The sequence below is a fragment of the Anaerostipes sp. genome (assembly GCF_018381315.1).
In the GTDB taxonomy this organism is placed as follows: domain Bacteria; phylum Bacillota; class Clostridia; order Lachnospirales; family Lachnospiraceae; genus Anaerostipes.
The window spans coordinates 19580-38241 of sequence record NZ_JAGZSD010000027.1 but is presented as its reverse complement, the minus strand read 5'-3'; the positions used below and the strand labels follow the sequence as shown (position 1 = coordinate 38241).

Annotated in this window: 16 protein-coding genes; 3 read left to right on the top strand and 13 right to left on the bottom strand. The window is 42.8% G+C overall.

Features of this window, described 5'->3' with window-relative positions; genetic code table 11:
* The 3 genes from KH180_RS15485 to KH180_RS15475 form a co-directional block, all read right to left on the bottom strand.
* Positions 1–935, bottom strand: a 935-nt coding sequence (locus KH180_RS15485) for a sensor domain-containing diguanylate cyclase (protein WP_290761932.1), incomplete at its 3' end; no start/stop codon positions are given.
* Between the two features lie 123 nt (positions 936–1058).
* Positions 1059–1604 carry a tRNA (mnm(5)s(2)U34)-methyltransferase gene (locus KH180_RS15480; RefSeq protein WP_290761929.1) on the bottom strand — a complete coding sequence of 182 codons (546 nt, stop codon included), beginning with the start codon at positions 1602–1604 and terminating at the stop codon, positions 1059–1061.
* A 150-nt stretch (positions 1605–1754) separates the two neighbouring features.
* On the bottom strand, positions 1755–3137 hold the full coding sequence (locus KH180_RS15475; protein WP_290761926.1) for a L,D-transpeptidase family protein: 1383 nt from the start codon (positions 3135–3137) through the stop codon (positions 1755–1757).
* Positions 3138–3291: 154 nt separating this feature from the next.
* On the opposite strand from KH180_RS15475, the gene KH180_RS15470 reads away from it, so the two are divergent.
* The 3 genes from KH180_RS15470 (at position 3292) to KH180_RS15460 (ending at position 6198) form a co-directional block, all read left to right on the top strand.
* Positions 3292–4632, top strand: a complete 1341-nt coding sequence (locus KH180_RS15470) for a butyryl-CoA:acetate CoA-transferase (protein ID WP_290761923.1) — start codon at positions 3292–3294, stop codon at positions 4630–4632.
* Positions 4633–4737: 105 nt separating this feature from the next.
* A complete protein-coding gene (locus KH180_RS15465; RefSeq protein ID WP_290761920.1) occupies positions 4738–5682 on the top strand; it encodes an L-lactate dehydrogenase in 945 nt (314 codons plus the stop codon).
* 141 nt (positions 5683–5823) lie between these two features.
* Positions 5824–6198, top strand: a complete 375-nt coding sequence (locus KH180_RS15460) for a GTPase (RefSeq protein ID WP_290761917.1) — start codon at positions 5824–5826, stop codon at positions 6196–6198.
* 66 nt (positions 6199–6264) lie between these two features.
* Here the strand turns inward: KH180_RS15460 and KH180_RS15455 are convergent, their stop codons facing one another.
* The 10 genes from KH180_RS15455 to KH180_RS15410 all read right to left on the bottom strand — a co-directional run bounded on the left by KH180_RS15455 (position 6265) and on the right by KH180_RS15410 (position 18644).
* Positions 6265–7230, bottom strand: coding sequence for a hypothetical protein (locus KH180_RS15455; protein ID WP_290761914.1), 966 nt, complete (start codon positions 7228–7230; stop codon positions 6265–6267).
* 105 nt (positions 7231–7335) lie between these two features.
* A complete protein-coding gene (locus tag KH180_RS15450) occupies positions 7336–8031 on the bottom strand; it encodes a M15 family metallopeptidase (protein ID WP_290761912.1) in 696 nt (231 codons plus the stop codon).
* A 22-nt stretch (positions 8032–8053) separates the two neighbouring features.
* Positions 8054–9325 carry a glycosyl hydrolase family 18 protein gene (locus KH180_RS15445; protein WP_290761909.1) on the bottom strand — a complete coding sequence of 424 codons (1272 nt, stop codon included), beginning with the start codon at positions 9323–9325 and terminating at the stop codon, positions 8054–8056.
* A 46-nt stretch (positions 9326–9371) separates the two neighbouring features.
* Positions 9372–9632: a thioredoxin family protein gene (locus KH180_RS15440; RefSeq protein WP_290761906.1), complete on the bottom strand. Its 261-nt coding sequence runs from the start codon at positions 9630–9632 to the stop codon at positions 9372–9374.
* A gap of 148 nt (positions 9633–9780) precedes the next feature.
* Positions 9781–10197 (bottom strand): YjdF family protein, encoded by a 417-nt coding sequence (locus KH180_RS15435; protein WP_290761903.1) that lies wholly within the window; start codon positions 10195–10197, stop codon positions 9781–9783.
* A 265-nt stretch (positions 10198–10462) separates the two neighbouring features.
* A complete protein-coding gene (locus tag KH180_RS15430) occupies positions 10463–11533 on the bottom strand; it encodes an NADH:flavin oxidoreductase (protein WP_290761901.1) in 1071 nt (356 codons plus the stop codon).
* On the bottom strand, positions 11533–13470 hold the full coding sequence (locus KH180_RS15425; RefSeq protein WP_290761898.1) for a GGDEF and EAL domain-containing protein: 1938 nt from the start codon (positions 13468–13470) through the stop codon (positions 11533–11535). Before KH180_RS15425 ends, KH180_RS15430 begins: the two co-directional genes overlap by 1 nt.
* A gap of 22 nt (positions 13471–13492) precedes the next feature.
* Complete coding sequence (locus KH180_RS15420; protein ID WP_290761895.1) at positions 13493–16231, bottom strand: bifunctional diguanylate cyclase/phosphodiesterase; 2739 nt, start codon at positions 16229–16231, stop codon at positions 13493–13495.
* Positions 16232–16239: 8 nt separating this feature from the next.
* Positions 16240–17793 carry a diguanylate cyclase domain-containing protein gene (locus KH180_RS15415; RefSeq protein ID WP_290761892.1) on the bottom strand — a complete coding sequence of 518 codons (1554 nt, stop codon included), beginning with the start codon at positions 17791–17793 and terminating at the stop codon, positions 16240–16242.
* Between the two features lie 182 nt (positions 17794–17975).
* Positions 17976–18644: a M23 family metallopeptidase gene (locus tag KH180_RS15410; RefSeq protein ID WP_290761890.1), complete on the bottom strand. Its 669-nt coding sequence runs from the start codon at positions 18642–18644 to the stop codon at positions 17976–17978.
* Positions 18645–18662: the final 18 nt, after the last annotated feature.

Sequence of the window (18662 nt, the reverse complement as noted above, 5' to 3'; positions counted from 1 at the left end):
CGCTGCAGCAGGCGGTTCAGTTCCATCGTACGAAGCTCAGACTGCAGAAGCGCCGGTGAAAAGACTGTGCAGGTATTCTTCCCCTTCTTTTTGGATGCATCGAGAGCACTTGCAGCAAACTTCAATAAGTCTAAATAGTTGTCTGCATCCTCACCGATTACGGAAATGCCTCCTGAGACAGAACAAAAATAAGAAATGCCGTCAATCTCATGTTCCATATTGGCATACTGATGAATGGACTGATAAAGTTCCCATATGTCTTCCAGGGCTACATCAGGACACACAACAGCAAATTCATCCCCGTCAAACCGAAAAATTTCTGCCCTAGGCGGCAGCATCTGCTGAATGTTCTGTGCCATCTGACGCAGTACCAAATCTCCGAAAATATGGTCTTTCAGATTGTTGATCTGCTTAAAATCATCCAGTCCGAGAAGCAAAAGCCCACCTTTGCCGAATCCCGGTTCCAGAAGATCTTCCACCCGTTCCCTGCATTTATCCTGTGTAAATAATCCCGTGGTGCGGTCCACCTTTCCTTTGCTGCCGATCGGGGTAACCACTCCGGCGAAGGAGACAGGCATATTATCTTCGTCTCTTTTCAGCAGTCCGCGGCATACAACCCAGACATATTCATTATTTCTGTTCCGGACTTGATATTCTACATTGTGTTCGTCCGTAATGCCGCTTAACATATCATCCACAGAATCAAAATATCGTTTTTTATCCTTTTCGTGGATTAATTCTCCCCACAGAGGAACAAGACCGTTTACAAGGATCCCCGGCAGCTCAAAATCCTGCAGCATATTGCTGGATACCAGAGCTACATCTGTCTTCATATCTACTATATAAATATAATCCTCTGTGCTGTTCACTATGGCTTCATAAAAAGCCTGGCCGTCAATATGGAAGGCAGCAGCCTCTTCCGGATATTTTTCCATAACTCATCCTCCTCGTAAGATCATCCTCTGCAGAAATCCCGGGTACTTGATTCATATTTATTCTTATTGATAAATTACCATATTCTAGTGATAAGGGCAAGCAAAGTTCACCCCCTGCAGCTGTCAAAGCTTCAGTATCAGTACAGGAAGAGGCGAATGGCCGCTCTTGTTGTATAAGTCCTGTTTTACAACAAAATATTTGCGCTCATCCAGCTGTTTTAAATATTCAAGCACTCTGTCTCTCTCTTCAAATCCAGAATCTCCCCCGCTGTAGATACACAGACTGATAACTCCCCCGGTCTTCAGCAGTTCAAGGCCTTCTGAGACAGCTTTAATCGTGCTCTCCGGCCTGGTGGCAATGCTGTGGTCCCCTCCGGGCAGGTAGCCCAGATTAAAAAGAATGGCCTGAACAGTTTCTTTTTCTGCATACCTTCCCATATATTCGTGGCTTTCCTGTATCAGTTTCGGATGATACCCTTTCAGGTTCAGCTGGCTCTTTGCAGTTTCCAGAGCCTCACCCTGTATATCAAACCCGATCACCCGGCTGGTCAGACTGCAGAGAAACTCTGTATCCCTCCCTTTTCCTACCGTTGCATCAATACATAGATCCCCCTGTTTTATAAAACGCTCTAATTCCTGGTGAACCCATTGTGTAATACTGATCCGCACCTTACTCTCCTTTCGTTCCGCATTATTTTTTGCATAGGGGATTCTGAAGGAATTTCCTATGCAATAAAAAACACTTCCAAAGCAGATCTGGCTAAATACCACGTCTGCTTTGGAAGTATCATATCATCCTAAGCTATGTTCTGTCTTTGCTTAATAATAGCAGGCAACCGGTGTTCCCGCTTCTATCATATTATAAAGAGATGCAGCCGCATACGACGGCATATTAACACACCCGTGAGATCCGCCGGAAATATATTCACTTCCTCCAAACGAAGATCTCCAGCTTGCATCATGGAGCCCTACATTCCCGTTAAACGGCATCCAGTAAGAAACCGGGGAGTTATATCCCTGACCGCTCAGCGTGGCATTGCGCTGTTTGTACAAAACAAATGCTACACATTCCGGTGTCTTTCTTCCGGCCTCCATCTTTCCTGTTACTACGGAAGATGAAAAAACAATCTTTTTATTTTTAATGTAGAAGACTTCCTGCTGTCCCATATCTACTTCGATATAGGTATCCCCAATGTCTCCCTGATAACCGTCATATACCTTTGCCTTCTGGCGCCAGTAAGGCTCTCTGGTCTCCACTGTGCCTTCTTTCAGCATCTTCTTGACTGCTGCTTCTTCCTTGTCCCGGCTCATTCTCCAGCCGTAAGGTCCTCCGAAAATCTTCTTCGTCCGTCCGTCATGTGTCTTAAACGTATGCATCGTTCCCATGGTATTATATTTGTATGCAAACTTCATGACCCAGTTTTCCATCTTCTTCATATCAATCGTAAAGTCTGTGTCATTTTTAATTTTAAACCACTTGTGATAGACCTCTTTGTCAAGAACTACCTTTTGTTTCCCAAACTTATATGTAATGCTTCCTTTCAGTGAATCATTCATCTTGTCGTTCAGGGCAATAATTTCCTTACTTTTGCTTGTGTATTTCGGAGACTCATAAGCCCCCTCCTTGTCCAAATCTACAACAGAAACACCGCCTTCTACGGCACTCTGTATAAGCTTCCTGGTCTGATCCTTTTTTAAGACCGTTCCAATCTCTTCCTTCCGGATCTGATAAGCTCCGTCTTTGTAAACAGGTTTTGCATTGCTTATCTTGATAATATTTTTCTTTTTAAAACAGTTAAGGTTCTTGAATGCCTTCTGGAATGCTGATTTGTCATAGGCAAACATATCGATATCTTTGTACTTCTCTCCGCCGAAGATGCCTTTGATCCATAAAAGAGCACTCTGACCGTCCTTAATCTTTTTAATCTCATCCTGTCCGGTAAAGGATACTTTGAGCACACTGCTCTTTAAAATCTCCTGTTTTCCTTTGCGTTCTTTGACTGTCAGCGAGTAGCCTTCTGCCTTCTTCTTAAAAATGTCTGTAACTTCTTCTACTGTCTTATTGGAAACATCGACACCGTTAATCTTTGTCCCATATGTAAACTTCTTACTGAAATATACTGCAATACAGCAATAAATCACTACAAGAATGCCAAGTGCAATAAGTGTGTAGTGTTTCCAAGTGAATTTTTTATGTTCCATAAATGTCCTCCTAAACTTAGTATCTAATTATAGTACAAATCTTGTAAAAAGACCACCCATATTTAAAATTATTTTACTTGTGTTTCTTTTATGCCAATGGTACAATGGAATAGTATGTTAATAAATTAACAGATAAGAGACAGGAGGATTACTTATGTCATTCAAGGAAGAATACCAAAAAAAACTTAAAACTGCTGACGAGGCAGTAAAAGCTGTAAAATCCGGCGACTGGCTGGAATATGGCTGGTGCGTCACCACGCCGGTAGCTTTGGACAAAGCTCTGGCAAAAAGAATGCCTGAACTTGAAAATATCAATATCCGCGGCGGAATTGTTATGTGGCCCCTGGAGATCACTAAGATTGATTCTCCGGCAGATCACTTTACATGGAATTCCTGGCATATGGGCGGACTTGAAAGAAAATGGATCAACGAAGGATTTTCTTATTATGCACCGATCCGTTACTCCGAGCTTCCGGGATATTACCGCAACTACATCGACCATGTAGACGTTGCAATGATGCAGGTGGCTCCTATGGACGAACACGGCTTCTTTAACTTCGGGCCGAGCGCTTCCCACTTGTCTGCAATGCTTGAAAAGGCTGACTGTGTCATCGTAGAAGTCAATGAAAATATGCCTCGCTGCCTGGGCGGCTTTGAAGAAGGCGTTCATATTTCTAAGGTAGATATGATTGTTGAGGGAGAGAATCCGGCCATTGCAGAGCTTGGCGGAGGCGGACCTGCAACAGACGTGGATAAAGCTGTGGCTCAGCTCATCGTAGACCAGATCCCTGACGGAGCATGTCTTCAGCTTGGTATCGGCGGCATGCCGAATGCAGTCGGTTCCATGATTGCAGAATCCGATTTAAAAGATCTCGGTGTTCATACAGAGATGTACGTAGATGCATTTGTAGATATTGCAAAAGCAGGAAAAATCACCGGTGCCAGAAAGAATATTGACCGTTACCGCCAGACCTATGCATTCGCTGCAGGAACAAAAAAATTATATGACTACTTGAATGACAATCCGGAATGTATGAGCGCTCCTGTTAACTATACAAACGATATTGCAAGAGTCTCTTCTATAGATAATTTTATTTCCATCAACAATGCGGTAGATGTGGATTTATACGGACAGATCAGTGCTGAATCTTCAGGTATCAAACAGATCAGCGGCGCAGGCGGACAGTTAGACTTTGTCATGGGCGCTTACTTATCTAACGGCGGAAAAAGCTTTGTATGCCTTTCTTCAACTTTCACAGACAAAGCCGGAGAAATGCACTCACGTATTCTTCCAACACTGCACAACGGCTCTATTGTAACTGACACCCGTGCTAACGCCCATTACATAGTTACAGAATATGGAATGGCCAATATGAAAGGACTTTCTTCATGGCAGCGTGCAGAAGCTCTGATCAATATTGCTCATCCGGACTTCAGAGATCAGCTAATCAAAGATGCTGAGAATGCTAAAATCTGGAGAAGATCTAACAAATAAATCCTTACTGATATAGATTCTCATTTGTTCAGATTTCGATGAATATTTTATCCTCCTTTGTTAAACTATACCCACAAGGTATAAAATTATAAAGGAGGATTTTTTATGATTAATAATAGAAAAGCGGCCATTATAGGCTGCGGTTTTGTAGGTGCTTCCACTGCTTTCAGTCTTATGCACCAGGGACTTTTTACCGAACTTGTGCTGATTGATGTAAATGCTGACAAGGCAAAAGGAGAGGCTATGGATTTAAGCCACGGCCGTCCCTATGTGGATACATCCAAAGTTTACGCAGGCACATACGATGACATTGCAGACTGTGCATTGATTATTATAACTGCCGGAGCTAACCAGAAACCGGATGAAACCCGCCTTGATCTGGTTCATAAAAATGTTGGAATTTTTAAAACTATCATTCCTGAGATTACAAAACGGAACTCAGAAGGCATTCTTCTTGTAGTTGCAAATCCGGTGGACATTCTTACTTACGTTACACTAAAACTATCCGGCTTCCCTAAAAACAGAGTTTTTGGTTCCGGCACAGTCCTCGATTCTGCCCGGTTCCAGTATCTGCTCAGCGAACATCTTGAGGTTGACAGTGCAAGTATTCAGGCCTTTATCATCGGTGAACACGGTGACAGCGAACTCGCCGTGTGGAGCGGAGTAAATGTATCCGGTGTTGCCATCAACGACTTTTGTGAGCTCCGGGGACATTTTGACCATGAGACATCTATGCGCCGGATTCTCGATGATGTAAGAAACAGTGCCTACGAGATTATTGAGAAAAAAGGTGCCACCTACTATGGTGTTGCCATTGCCGTAAGCCATATCGCTGAGAGCATTATCCGGAACAAAAACTCTATTCTTCCGGTCTCAAGCTTATTGGAAGGAGAATACGGCCTCGCTGACCTGTGTCTGAGTGTTCCGACAATCGTCAATAAAAATGGAGCGGAACAGGTGATAGAGATTGGTCTGAACCCGGAAGAGACTGAACTGCTGAATCAATCAGCGCATCAGCTGAAAGAGATTCTTTCATCCTTAGATCTATAAGGCCGGCGGGACAGTCCTTTTATGTATTCAAAAAAGTACAACGCAAAATATTTACACGTCATATCATCTGTGCTATTGTATGATTCAAACAAAAATTCTTATTAATTTTTAGCAGAACCATACAAAAAGTGAGGAAATGTTATGAAAAAATATATTTTATCCGGATGTCTTATCCTTCTTCTTGCTGCTTCCTTAAGCGGCTGCGGCACTGCTCATATCAAGCCGCAGGGATTGAGCGACAGCCAGTACCGTTTAGGACTTAAAGCCATTGAGACAACTGATAAGTATTTAGGTGCTGATCTTTCAAAAGACTTAGCAGATAATCAGCTGAAGCACATTGAAAAAGCATTTGAACAGTATCATAAAACCGATAAAAAAACAGTTTCTGCTGTAGATTCCCGAATTGAACAGCTGGATCACTGCTTATCAACCAAAAAAGTTTCTGACAAAAAAATAACAAAAGTAAGAAACCAATTGGCAAAAACTTTAAACCAGAATCCAGCAAATATAAAGTAAGAAAAAGAACTCCTATTTCTAGTGTTTTCGGAGTTCTTTTTTTAAATAAATGATTACGCTCTATCATCAAACAAAACCAATTGCTATCCATGTATAATATACATCAGCCGTTCCCTGTGTACAGTAAGCATTTACATTAAAACCGCTGGGATCATGTGTACCCACACAGACAAACCGGTTGGCTGCTGATTTGTTTAGCCCAACGACAATTCCTGGATTACTTCTAAATGCAACGTTATAGTTCACACGCTGTGTTTTATATGCCTGACCCACTGACGAGATTGTTCCTGCACCTGCGTCCATTTTCATTCCTTTTACATAATTAACCTGTGAAGATAAGGCATTTAAATTTGAGTTTGTTGAATTAAGACTGGATTGATTTGCCTTATCTGATAATAATGTATTTATCTTCTTAATCTCCTCTGAAGCAGCAGTTAAATCCACATCTAAACTATCCACTTGTCCATTAATTTCATTTACAGATTCCACAAGATTCGTCTTTTCTTCAGTCCGCAAACTGTCAAGGTCTCCAACTATACACTTCAGGTTTTCAATCTCCCTTGAATGAATCTGATGCTGCTCTATATTCACCAGCCCATTAGAATTAAGAACGACCTCAAACGGAACCTCACTGGATGTCTGAAAATAAAAGTCCCATGTAATCGAAAACCCCGGACTCTCTGACGCAGAGGGTATATCTTTGCCTTTTGATGCCTGTGCAATACAATATAAAATTTCTCCCTCATCCGGATCTTCTGCATAAAATCCAACCTGCCACAATTCATATCCGGTTACTAAATCAGTGTTTTCCAGCAATACCGGAATAATGGTTTGATCCCCCTCAGTTCTGGCAGGCTGCAGCGTGGCAGTTCCCCCGCCTTCAGTGACACTCGTCTGCCGCCTCAGATTTACCGGCGGCACACTGGCTGCCCCTGTCTTTGCGCCCGTAATCTTCAATGTCTGTCCCTGCAATAATTTTGCCTGCAGTGCAGCCCCCTTATCCGTTAAAACAGTATCCTTCCAAACATTCATAATATTTACCTCCTGATGATTTATACTCCACATCAAGAACTATATCATGGTCTTCACGGACAAGGTGGGCAAATACTTTTTAAATAAAAACGATATACAAATATCTCAGCGTTTCTCAAAATGCTGATAGTCTTTATAAGTAATCCAGTCACCGCCCCACTGAAATCCATGTTTCCTGAAAAGCCGGTATACTCTGTCATTTCTGTGAATCATATTATATTTGTATTTTCCCCTGCATTTCTTTACATCTCTCTGAGCATATATTTTTCCATTCTCCGGTGTGATGGAATCTCTTTTCACAAATGGATTGACCCGTGGATTGATATCAATGGCTTTGCCATAGGCATGTTTGGACAGATGGCTCGTTCCTGCTACGATACGGTAATTAAATGCTGAAGTATTATTAGCCTCCATAGACTTTGTATCATCTGCGCCAAAGTCATCAATCAACTGAATACTTTCAATGGGATACTGCATAGTAAAAAGCTCCTGAAAAATCTCTACTATGTCTTTTGCAATAGACTTATGCACCAGCAGCTGCCCATTCTTAATTTTCCCATCATATCCATAATATTTTACTTTCACATAACGCAGATCCTGAAAAGATATATAAGGATTCGGACGATACGAAATACCAGTGGCCTTTTCTTTCACTGCCTTTGGAACCTTTCCATAGGAAAAACCGCTGATACTTCTATTAGAAAAAGCTAACTGCCCTGGATCCTGACTTTTCAGTTCCTGAATTGACGGCCCTAAACCGATCAATGCTGCCAGCATCATGCTCACGATATGTTTTCCCATACTGTCTCCTCCTGCCGCTCCGTCAGTCGTTCAGCTGAAATAAACTGTCAATTAAAAGCCAGTTTGCCCTGAAAGGCCTCATAAGATTCCAGTATCCGACTCCGGAAAATCCATATTCCCTGGCTGTCCGCAGCTTTACATCTATGCTGCGCACATCCTCAAACCAAACCTCATGTTCTGTTCCGCTTAAAGTATAATTGAAAAAAGGTGTCTTAGCAGTCTCATCAAACTGGATCTGTGCCCCATTTTGATCCGCAATCTCCACTGCTTCTACATTTCCTATGGTTGCTGCTCTTGTCACTCCTCTTTCATAGGGGAGAGGCCAGTCATAGGCATAGTTGGGAATACCCATATAGATCTTTTCCACAGGTATCTCCGTCACAGCATAATCCAACACCTGACGTACTTTGTTGATGGGTGCAACAGCCATGGGCGGACCGTAGGTATACCCCCATTCATACGTCATCAAAAACACAGTATCTGCATTCGCACCCAAAAGCGCATAATCCATTCCTTCATACAAAAGGCCTTCCTGTTCGGATGATATTTTAGGGGCCAGGGCAACCGATACTTTATACCCGCCGGCATTCATCTGTTCCCTCAGATTGCCTACAAATGCCGCATATCCTTCTCTGTCTTCCGGAAGAATGTATTCAAAATCGACATCCACTCCTGCATAGCTCTTTTCCCGGACAGTCTGAATCAGATTGTCAATGAGAGTCTGCTGCATAGAAAGATCTTCTGAAACCGCTTTTACCAGCTGATTATTAAATGTTCCTGTCTCTGCAAACGGGGTCAGCACAAGCATTGGATCCACACCAAATTCCAGGGCCTGCTCAATCAAGGGTTCTTCCATAGCCGGAGGAATCAAACTGCCTGAAGCTGTAAACCCGTAGGAAAATATTAAAAGCTCATCCAGATACAAAAGTGCTTCCCGCAGAGTCTCCGTGCCTATATACGGATATGCATATCCTGTCACATTCATGCTTCCAAGCTTCTCCTGAGCATAACTGACCGTCAGTACATCTCCCGGCATGAGATTTACCTCGTTAAGCAGATATGGATTTTTCCTGACTAACGACTGAACAGAAGTGTCATATTCCAAAGCAATGGATGAGAGAGTATCTCCGGCCTTCACTGTATGCACAGCGGAAGGCTCCAATATTAACAGGGCCTGCCCGATGACAATCCTTCCTGCATAAATCTGGTTATCATAGATCAGACGGCTCCTGGAAATTCCAAACTGAGAAGATATGGAATCAATGGTATCCCCTTCTTTTACCACATAAATCATGTGTCTATCCTTTTGCTTCTTTTTTCTAAATATATGCCTGAGCCCGCTATTTTAATGCCGCTTCATAGACTTTCCTTATCTTTTCTTTGGTCGGAACTCCTTCGTGGAGTTTTTCACCATCTACATAATAGGTAGGGACATACCAATAATCCAGTGAATCCGCTAACTTGGCGTCTTCATCCTCATTTACCATTTTCACCTGGATGTTCTGATATTCCGGATGTTCCTGCTTCAGTTCCTCCATCATAGAAAGCGCTTCATGGCAGTACGGACAGCTTTCTAATTTCATCATCAGTATTTCTTTCATTTCATCTGCTCCTTTCAAAGTTTTCTTTTAGTATAGCACACACTTTTTCCGAAGAACAAATAAAAACCCCTTCAAAGTCTTTTTATCAACTTTGAAAGAGTTTTTATTTAAACCTGCTGCTTTGTCTGATAAACAGCATCTTTCTTCCTTATTTCCCTCTGTGCTTTTGCTTCTTTTTCTCCTGTTTTTTCAGAAACTGCTCCCGCTTCCATTTTTCCTGAAAAGCTTTCCTGCACTCCTTCCGTTCGGCTTTTCTGGCCTCCCTCTGGGCAGCCAGCGCCTGCTGAGACTTGGTTCCTATCCCTGTCTCCCTGTGCCTTTGAAGACTTCTCTGCATTCTTTTCGGGTTCATCTTTTTTTCAGCCTTAACTGCAATCTCCACAACAGGGCTGAAACGGAACTCCTCATAATGTTCCATAAGAAATGCCTGAACCTCATAGTCTTTCGGCTCCGCCCCGAATGTGATCTTACAAACTTCTAATCCGCCGTCCGAAATGCGTTCATAAATCCCGATCCAAAACGGTGCGTCAAAATATACTGTCAGCCTGCTCTTAATTTTTTGCATAGAAAACACTCCTCGCTTTCAACAGCAAAGAACGGACAACCGAGGAGGCAGGTTACTGACAGTGTTTATCTCTGCGCCCGGACTACCGGCCGGGACTGTGTTTTTATCTTTGCATTATTTATTTTTACATATTCCATTTTAATTCATCCCCGTTCTGTTTTCAAGAAGCTTTTGTTTCAGGCCTGCTTTTACTGATTCCCGTCCATGGCGGTCTCTTTGAGCAGCTCATGGTCCTCGGAATTTATCACCCTGATGAGAAGAATTTTTATTCTCCTGTATTTCTCTTTCTGTTCAGCAGGATTCTTCCTGCACATTTCTCGGCATCAATCCTCCACTGGCATTCTTTGCACTGCAGGCATCTGCCCGTATCTTTTCCTTCCCGGGCATCATTTGCCCAGTTATAATTGACCAAAACACCCCTGCCAATGTCCACCATGTCAACACCGGTGCGCTCCAGTATATCTTCGGCCATTTCAGCGTCAGTGATACTGTTGACCGCAAACACAGGAACAGACACATGCTTTTTGATCTCTCCTGCGGCATGGATCACATCTTTATACGGAAAATCTTTTGGGGCACAGGGCTCATCTTCCCCGGAGAACCCATAGGAGATATCCAAAAAGTCAATTCCGTGTTTCTCCAGAAGCTCTGCATGGCGGATACCGTCTGCAAGAGCTGGCTCAAAGGCACCCAGCCGGATTCCCACAATAAAATTTTCCGGAACTTCTTTTTTGATCCTTTCCAGAATCTCCAATGCAAACTTCTCCGGATGCAGCCCGTATTCATCGGTTCTTTTGTTGACCCTGGAATTAAAAAACTCACACATTAAGTACTTGTGGCATCCGTGCAGTTCCACCCCGTCATAGCCGGCTTTCCAGGCTCTCACCGCTGCTTTTACAAACTGATCCTGTACTTGCTGTATCTGTGCCGCTGTCATTTCATGACCGGTCCTTTTCTCTCCGTCTTTGTCCATCACATAATCACTCGGGCACAGAAGATATTCTCCGGATCCATTCACACCTGCGTGATGAATCTGTAAAAATATCGGGCAGCCCTCTCCATGCACCGCATCCACAATCTTTTTCAGTCCGTCAGCCTGTCCGTCTTCCCAGATACCCAGCTGATCCTTAGAAAGCTTCCCTTCTGAATCCACGCAGGTAGCTTCCTGAATAATCAGGCCGGCCCCGCCTCTGGCGACCGCCCTGTAATGTTCAATATTTTTATCCACCACACGGCCGTCTTCTTTCACCCAGTTATAACATACCATTGGAGGTACACAAATCCGGTTTTTAATTTTTAAATTCTTAATATAAAATGGCTCAAACAATCGTTTCATTAATTATCTCCTGTCATTCTCTGCATCATAAAGACTTCCATTTCATCTTCCGGCATTGGTTTTGCATAGTAAAAGCCCTGTATCTGATCAATTCCAAAATCAACAACCAAACGCCTCTGCTCCTCTGTCTCTACTCCTTCTGCAACCACGGTCATCCCCAGTTCCTGAAAAGTATGTGACAGGTTCCTTACTGCAAGCGCAGAAGTTTTATTCTCGACAGAAACCCAGACAAGACTCTTATCCAATTTTACCGTTCCAAAGGGAATATTAAGAACGGTAGCTATATTGGAGTAACCGGTCCCAAAGTCATCCAGTCCCATCTTGATCCCATGCTTCTCCATCTCCATAACAAACTTTGATACAACCTCTGTATTCTCTGCCAGCGTGCTCTCAGTAAACTCAATCTTTATGGCAGACATGGGGGTATGATTCCTCCGTATAATATCCAAAACCTTCTCTATCAGATCGGTCTGAGAAAACTGAACAGCTGAAAAATTCACATGAATTGATTTCATGGGAATCTCTTTTGCAGTCAGTCTGTTTATGAACTTGCACACCTTATCTAACATAATGTAGGTTATATCTATAATCAGGCCAGTCTCCTCTGCAATCGGTATAAACTCAGAAGGATAAATCGGCCCGATAGGAGAATCCGGTATCCGCATCAGTGATTCTGCATAATAAAATCTTTTGCTGTCTACAGAATAAATAGGCTGATAATACATTTCAAAACTGTGGTCGGCAATCTTTTCTTTTAATATCTGAATGATGTTCCGCCTTCGTTCCAGCCCCTCCAGCATTTCTTTATCACAGTAGCAGATCGGCCCGCTTTTCCCTGTTTTTGCACGGAAAACAGCATATTCTACAGCATTAATAACTTCCTCAAGTGTTTCTCCTTCCCCGGAGTACCGGATGATCCCCAGTACCGCTGAAAGCCGGAACCGGTAATCCCCTATCTGCCACGGCTCTGTCATGCGCTGCTGAATGGCATCTATACACTGTCTTATTTTTTTCTCATCACTGTCCGTAAACAAAAGAGCAAATTCATCTCCGCTGAAACGGTATACATGGGCTTTCGGCCCGATATCATAGAGAAAACTGCATACTTTTTGAAGAAATTCGTCACCCTTCTGCTGCCCGCAGGTATTGTTGATCTGGCGGAACTCCCGGAGAGAGACGACTAAAAGCACAAATCCCTTCTCAGGAGTTTTTTTGATCATCAGCCCCAGCATATTGAGAAGCTCTTTCCGGTTGGGCACATTGGTCAGGTAATCCATTGAAATCTGTTTGTTCTGTAAGTGCAGATAAATAATGAGAAGAGCACAGGTTGCCGCCGATCCGGATAATATAACATTTGGATATATCTGCTGAACAACAATGACCAGCACGGCAAGTATTGGAAATGCCGCGAGTATTCTGTATATGTATCTGTCAATCCTCTTATGGTTTAAAACAGTGACAACAATGCTTGCAGCACAGTAGGCATAGAAAATGATATAAGTAGACGGCACCCATGGCCCCCGCACATATCCCTGTGTCATATTGATGTCAAATAACCATTTTGTAACCGGATTTGCAAGGACGAGCAGCCCATACAGAAGAGCCGGTACAAGCCCGAAGCCTATAACCTTTATCAGTTCATTCTTCTCTGTATAAATGATTGATACGCTATATAGAAAATACGCAAAACCCATCAGGGGTGTCAAAATATAATATACCGTTGTCACAAGCCAGGTCATCCACATAGGAACTTCGTCCAGATGGTAAATCATCATCGTTGATACGATATTCGTAAAAATCGCCCCTCCTGTAACCAGCAGACAGCCCTGAAAAATTCTATTTTTTAATGTCGGGAGATGACTCCCTTTCCTTGAGTATACCCATATAATCCCCAGCATCACAAAAGAAATAGCCTCCGCGGCAATATTCCATCTCAATGTTCTTCACCTGCCAATCCCCTCATTGTATAAAATTCTTCTCCCTTAAAAACTCCGTAAGCTTCTCCTGTGAAAGCGGTTTTGAGTAATAAATCCCCTGAATATAAGAGGCACTTGTCGAAACCAGTTTGTTCAGTTCCTGCTCAGTTTCCACTCCCTCAACTACTACATCCATCTGGTTAATATCTGCCATCTCTATCATCGCTTTCAGCAGTGCATACTGCTTATCGGAAGTTATGATCTTTCTGGTCATAGAGCTGTCAAATTTTAAAACATTAACCGGAAGGTTCAGCAGATAATTCAGACTGCTGTAGCCAATGCCAAAGTCGTCCAATGCTATTCTTACCCCATAAGATGAAAGTTCCTTTAAAATTCCTTCTGCCATCTCTATTGACTGCATCAGCACAGTCTCTGTGATCTCCAGTGTAATACATTTGGGATCCAGTCCTGTCTTTTTTATCTGTCCCATAATCGCAGAGACGCTGTTTTCAACCAACAGCTGCTGCACGGACAGATTAATACCCATTGATTTCAGCCCCAGCTTTCTGCCTTCTTCTTTCATAAAGGTACAGGCACGGCGAATGACATACTCTCCTACCTGTCCGATCAAACCATTTTTCTCTGCAATTTCAATTGCCTCTCCGGCAGGTACATAACCTCCTTCCCCGTCAGGCAGGCGTACCAGTGCTTCTGTGCCTGTAAAACGTCTGCTTTGAAGATGATACAGCGGCTGGTACCAAACTTCTAAAGTCTCTTCCCTGATACTTGTTTCTAAAAGCTGGAGGATTTTGGCTTCCTTATGCCGGACTTCCAGCAGTTCATCATTATATATAATTACATTTTTATTCATCTGACTGCCCATGGTTTTGGCATATCGGACAGCCAGTTGAAGACTCTCCAAAAGCTTCTCCGATGTTTTTGCATGAACAGGATAATCACAGATTCCGATCAGAACATCCAATGTAAAGACAGAGCCTTCCACCACAATCGGACGATGAAACGCATCCTGTATCCTGTTTACAGCCTTGTCATTCTTGCCCTCTTGTCCTGCTTCAAAAGATATTCCGATAAAAACGTCCCCATTGATTCTGTACAGATTCTTTCCGAATATATGCAGAAGCCTCTGGGTCATTTCAAACAGCAGGGCATCTCCTGTTGCTACACTGAATAATTCATTATATTTGCTGAAGGAACGAATATCCATGATGTAAGCCCTGAAAGGCCTCTTCATGTCATAGGCTATGAGGATGTCCACATCCCTTAAATACTTCATGCGGTTTCCTATATTGTAGACCGGATCAAAGTAGGCAACCTGTTCTACCCGTTTTCTATACTGATTCAGTGCTTTGGACAGTTCCATCATTTGAACATCTGCATATTCGCTGAATTCAACATCTGTCTTTCCCTCGGCAAGGCGGCGGCATTTTTCCGTCAAATCTTCAATCGGGGACTCTCCATACAGTCTCAGATAGCAGTCCTCTATTAATTTCTCTAAAAGAACCTCTGCGTTTTCTCCGTCTTCCGGATAGGATACCGCCTGATAATTTACATTCAGAAACAGCTTTTTGCCCTGTATGCGGATCTTCCAGATCAGTTTCAGAGATAGTCCTTTTGCAAAATCCTGTCTTTTGGACTCTGTCATTTCCTCTTTTACAGCAACCACGAACCTCCCCTCTGCTATGACTCCCGCTGCATAAGGGCTTTTTATAAATTCATTCAACAGGCCCGGTATACTGTTCAGATATTCCTTCTCCTTCGAAAGCCCGGCCATCAGCGCCGTCCGGCTGTATTCTTCAATGGAAAAATAAAACATGGAGAACGGACAGTTTCCTTCTTCCGTCCACTTTCCGACTTCCCTGACAAAGCCTTCCCTGGTAAAAAGCCCGGTCTTTTTGTCGTAGATACTGAGCGATTTAAAATACCGGATCTTTGCAGACATCATCAGCCTGCTGATCAGCAGAACAGACAAAATTACACCAATAAGAATAGAAGCTCCCATGACGCAGGCCTCAATTTTCTTTGAAATCCATCCTCCTTTTGGCAGAATGCTTAATGTCCACTGTCCCGGCAGATAGATTTCTATCTTAGATGCATAGGAATAATCAAGACTTTTGTCAGAGCTGGCTACTACCTCTTTGCTTCCGTCCTGGCTGTTCACTTTCCAAAGATGATACTCATAACCCATATCGTACAGCCGCTGTAAATTCAAATGTTCAATGACATAATCCTTATCAAGGATAACTGCAATTTCTCCCTCATAACTTCTTCCCTTCAGCAGCGGCTGAAAAAATAAAAACACTTCTTTTTTCTTCCCATTCACATCCATGCTGACCGGACCTTCCATCACAGGTTCTTTTACAACCTTAGCCAATGTATAGATATAGGAAAAGTCCTGCAGGTCCCTGCCCGCTTCCTTTTTGCTGCCGTCGGCTGCAAAAACAGAGTGTACTTTATCCCCTTCAAAGAGAAGAATCTTTTCCACTTCTTTCTGCTTTATGAGTTTTTGGGCGCGCTTTTTAAACCATGCCTTATAGCTCTGCATGTCAAGATCCTCAACAGTCAGTTCAGCAGCATAGTTCAGCCGGTTTTGTATGGCCAGTGTCATATTTTCCTTGTACATTTCCAGAAGATGGCTGACCTCTTCTTTCCTGTATACAGAGTATTCATGCTGCAGGAATCTTCCTGCTCCAATCGTAAGCAGAAGAATACATATCACTGACAAAGCACAATATAGAAGTAACTTCTTCTTTCCAACTCTCATATGTTTCCTCAATCCTGATAAATTTTGTAATAGCCCTTGCCGTTCTGTTTTACAAAATACAGCGCCTCATCAGCATGGGCTATCATCTGCTCCAAACAAGTCCCCGGATGTCTCACTGCTGCTCCCACACTGCACTGGATCGGCAGAGCTTCCCCCTTTGTTCCAATGTCTAAATGCAGTCTGAGAGCAAGAGATTCAAGAACACTCCTCAGTTCCTTTTCATCATCAATATCTGTGAGCAGCATTACAAATTCATCTCCGCCGTAACGTCCGACAACACCGTCATACTTCTTTTCATACTCACGCAGGATATACCCGATACTTTTTAAAGCAGTATCGCCCACATTATGTCCATAGGTATCATTCAGTATTTTCAGATTATCTAAATCTACAAAGCAGAGGGCTACAATCTTTTCTTCTGGTATCTTGTCAAGCATGGACTGTGCCTGTTTTAAAAATACACTCCTTGTGACAACGCCGGTAAGGCCGTCAGAAAGCCCGTTACTGGTAAGCCGGATAATTTCCCTAAAATCCATATCGTCAGGGCGTTCATCCTGATAGATTTTTTCCTCCAGTTCCTGTATGGACTGAACCAGCATATCCACCACTTCTTTTTGCTTCTGAATAAAACGCTTAATCAATAAAAATATGACTATACAAAGAACAGCCATCAGGACAATGATGAGCAAAAATCCTGTAATAATAGTTTTGTAAATAGACCAGAAATCGATGCTGGTCAGAATATCCCAGTCTGTGTCTTCTACATTGTTATACATTGTATAATACAGATTTCCATTCCTAAAACTCCAATAAGATCCCGGAGATTTCGCAAGAAGATTGGTTTCCAGCTGATCTACCGTTACACCGAAGTTGTATGCTTCCCGTGCATAGTCCAGATAAGGTTCTCCATATTGGAGATTGTTCGTAGAAGACATAATCTGTCCTTTAGAGCCGATCAGCACCGCCTGAACATCACTGGTCTTTACCGCTTCCTTAAGAATATTGACCACATCATCAAAATAGATCGCACAGAAAAGGCAGCCTGTTATTTTATTGCCCTGTTTCAGAGGATAAGCCACTGTATAGTTTAGTGTTACTCCGTCCGCACCAGCTAAAAAGCTGTCTGTCACCTGAGGTTCTCCTGTTGAAAACAGCTGCTGCATGTAATCTCTGCTGGCCAGGCTCGCAGGCTCTTCTCCTATCGTGTAGACATCCATATTGTCATCTACGAAACAAATCATCATATATCCATATTTTTCAGAAATTCTGTCCAGCTTTTCAACTTTCTTCAAAGGAGGAAGCGAAGGATCATAATAGTCCGGCTGGACTGCCAGTGATTCCAGCAGCTTCAGTGACTCACTCACCCGGTTGGTAACCTGAGTCTCCACACTTTTATGTGCCGCCGCGGCTTCTTTTTTCATTCTCTGAACGGATATAAAGATTCCTCCCACAGAAACCACAAGCATAGCCATAACACAAAAGAAAATCATGTATTTTAAAATAGGAGTATATGTTAATATATTTTCTCTCTGGTCTCTCTGCTCTTTTTCCACTCTTTTCACTCGGCCCCCGCCTTTCCACAATAACCCCAATCTATATTCAATGACATACATCAAACATAAAAGTCAACATCTTTCTTTCATTTTACTATATAAACTGCCAAAATAAAACAAAAAGAAACAGTAATTTTGCTACCCATCTAACCCTAATGTCTGACTGCCCAGTCATGCTTCTGCTGCTGGTGTTACGATGGTTTTCTTAATACTTTCTGCAAAAACCTATATGGATTTACACTGTATTCTCCATGCTTTGAATCATTACGATACAGTCCTAGGTGCAGATGGACCGGAAACTTTCCCACAGTCCCCTCTTTCTTTCCATATCCTGAATCTCCCATATATCCAATGACATCTCCCGCCTGTATTTTTAACCCTTGCTTTATGCCCGGTGCATAGCTGTAAAGATGAGCATAATAAAAATAAACACCTTTCGGAGACCGTATGCCAATTCGGTATCCTCCTAGTTTCAGCCATCCGATCTGTTCCACTACACCGTCTGACATGCTGAGAACCGGGATTTCTCCTCTCTTCTTTGAAACGGTATCCGAAAGAATATCTGTTCCCTCATGGTGCCGGTCTCCTCCAAAACTCCTGGCCTCATTCCATGAATCAGAATAATTGACAAAAGATACGTAATCTTTGGGCACAGGGGAACCTTTGATTTCATTTAATATCAGAGGATCCAAAGATCCATCTATCTGTCCGGTATTGCGGTACTCCTGAAATGCTTTCTCTTGTGCAATCGCTTCGTTCCGCTTCAGAATCTTCTCTACAGCCAAACTCTCCGCTGTAATCAGTACTCCCAGGAAAAGTACAGTTAAAAGAAGCAGAAATCCCCTTTTCTTATTTTCCATCCGCTGTATTCACCTCCA

Coding starts and splice junctions, on each gene's coding strand:
- KH180_RS15475 (WP_290761926.1), bottom strand. CDS start 3,137: ATGGAACATAAAAAATTCACTTGGAAACACTACACACTTATTGCACTT.
- KH180_RS15470 (WP_290761923.1), top strand. CDS start 3,292: ATGTCATTCAAGGAAGAATACCAAAAAAAACTTAAAACTGCTGACGAG.
- KH180_RS15465 (WP_290761920.1), top strand. CDS start 4,738: ATGATTAATAATAGAAAAGCGGCCATTATAGGCTGCGGTTTTGTAGGT.
- KH180_RS15460 (WP_290761917.1), top strand. CDS start 5,824: ATGAAAAAATATATTTTATCCGGATGTCTTATCCTTCTTCTTGCTGCT.
- KH180_RS15455 (WP_290761914.1), bottom strand. CDS start 7,230: ATGAATGTTTGGAAGGATACTGTTTTAACGGATAAGGGGGCTGCACTG.
- KH180_RS15450 (WP_290761912.1), bottom strand. CDS start 8,031: ATGGGAAAACATATCGTGAGCATGATGCTGGCAGCATTGATCGGTTTA.
- KH180_RS15445 (WP_290761909.1), bottom strand. CDS start 9,325: ATGATTTATGTGGTAAAAGAAGGGGATACCATTGATTCCATATCTTCT.
- KH180_RS15440 (WP_290761906.1), bottom strand. CDS start 9,632: ATGAAAGAAATACTGATGATGAAATTAGAAAGCTGTCCGTACTGCCAT.
- KH180_RS15435 (WP_290761903.1), bottom strand. CDS start 10,197: ATGCAAAAAATTAAGAGCAGGCTGACAGTATATTTTGACGCACCGTTT.
- KH180_RS15430 (WP_290761901.1), bottom strand. CDS start 11,533: ATGAAACGATTGTTTGAGCCATTTTATATTAAGAATTTAAAAATTAAA.
- KH180_RS15420 (WP_290761895.1), bottom strand. CDS start 16,231: ATGAGAGTTGGAAAGAAGAAGTTACTTCTATATTGTGCTTTGTCAGTG.
- KH180_RS15410 (WP_290761890.1), bottom strand. CDS start 18,644: ATGGAAAATAAGAAAAGGGGATTTCTGCTTCTTTTAACTGTACTTTTC.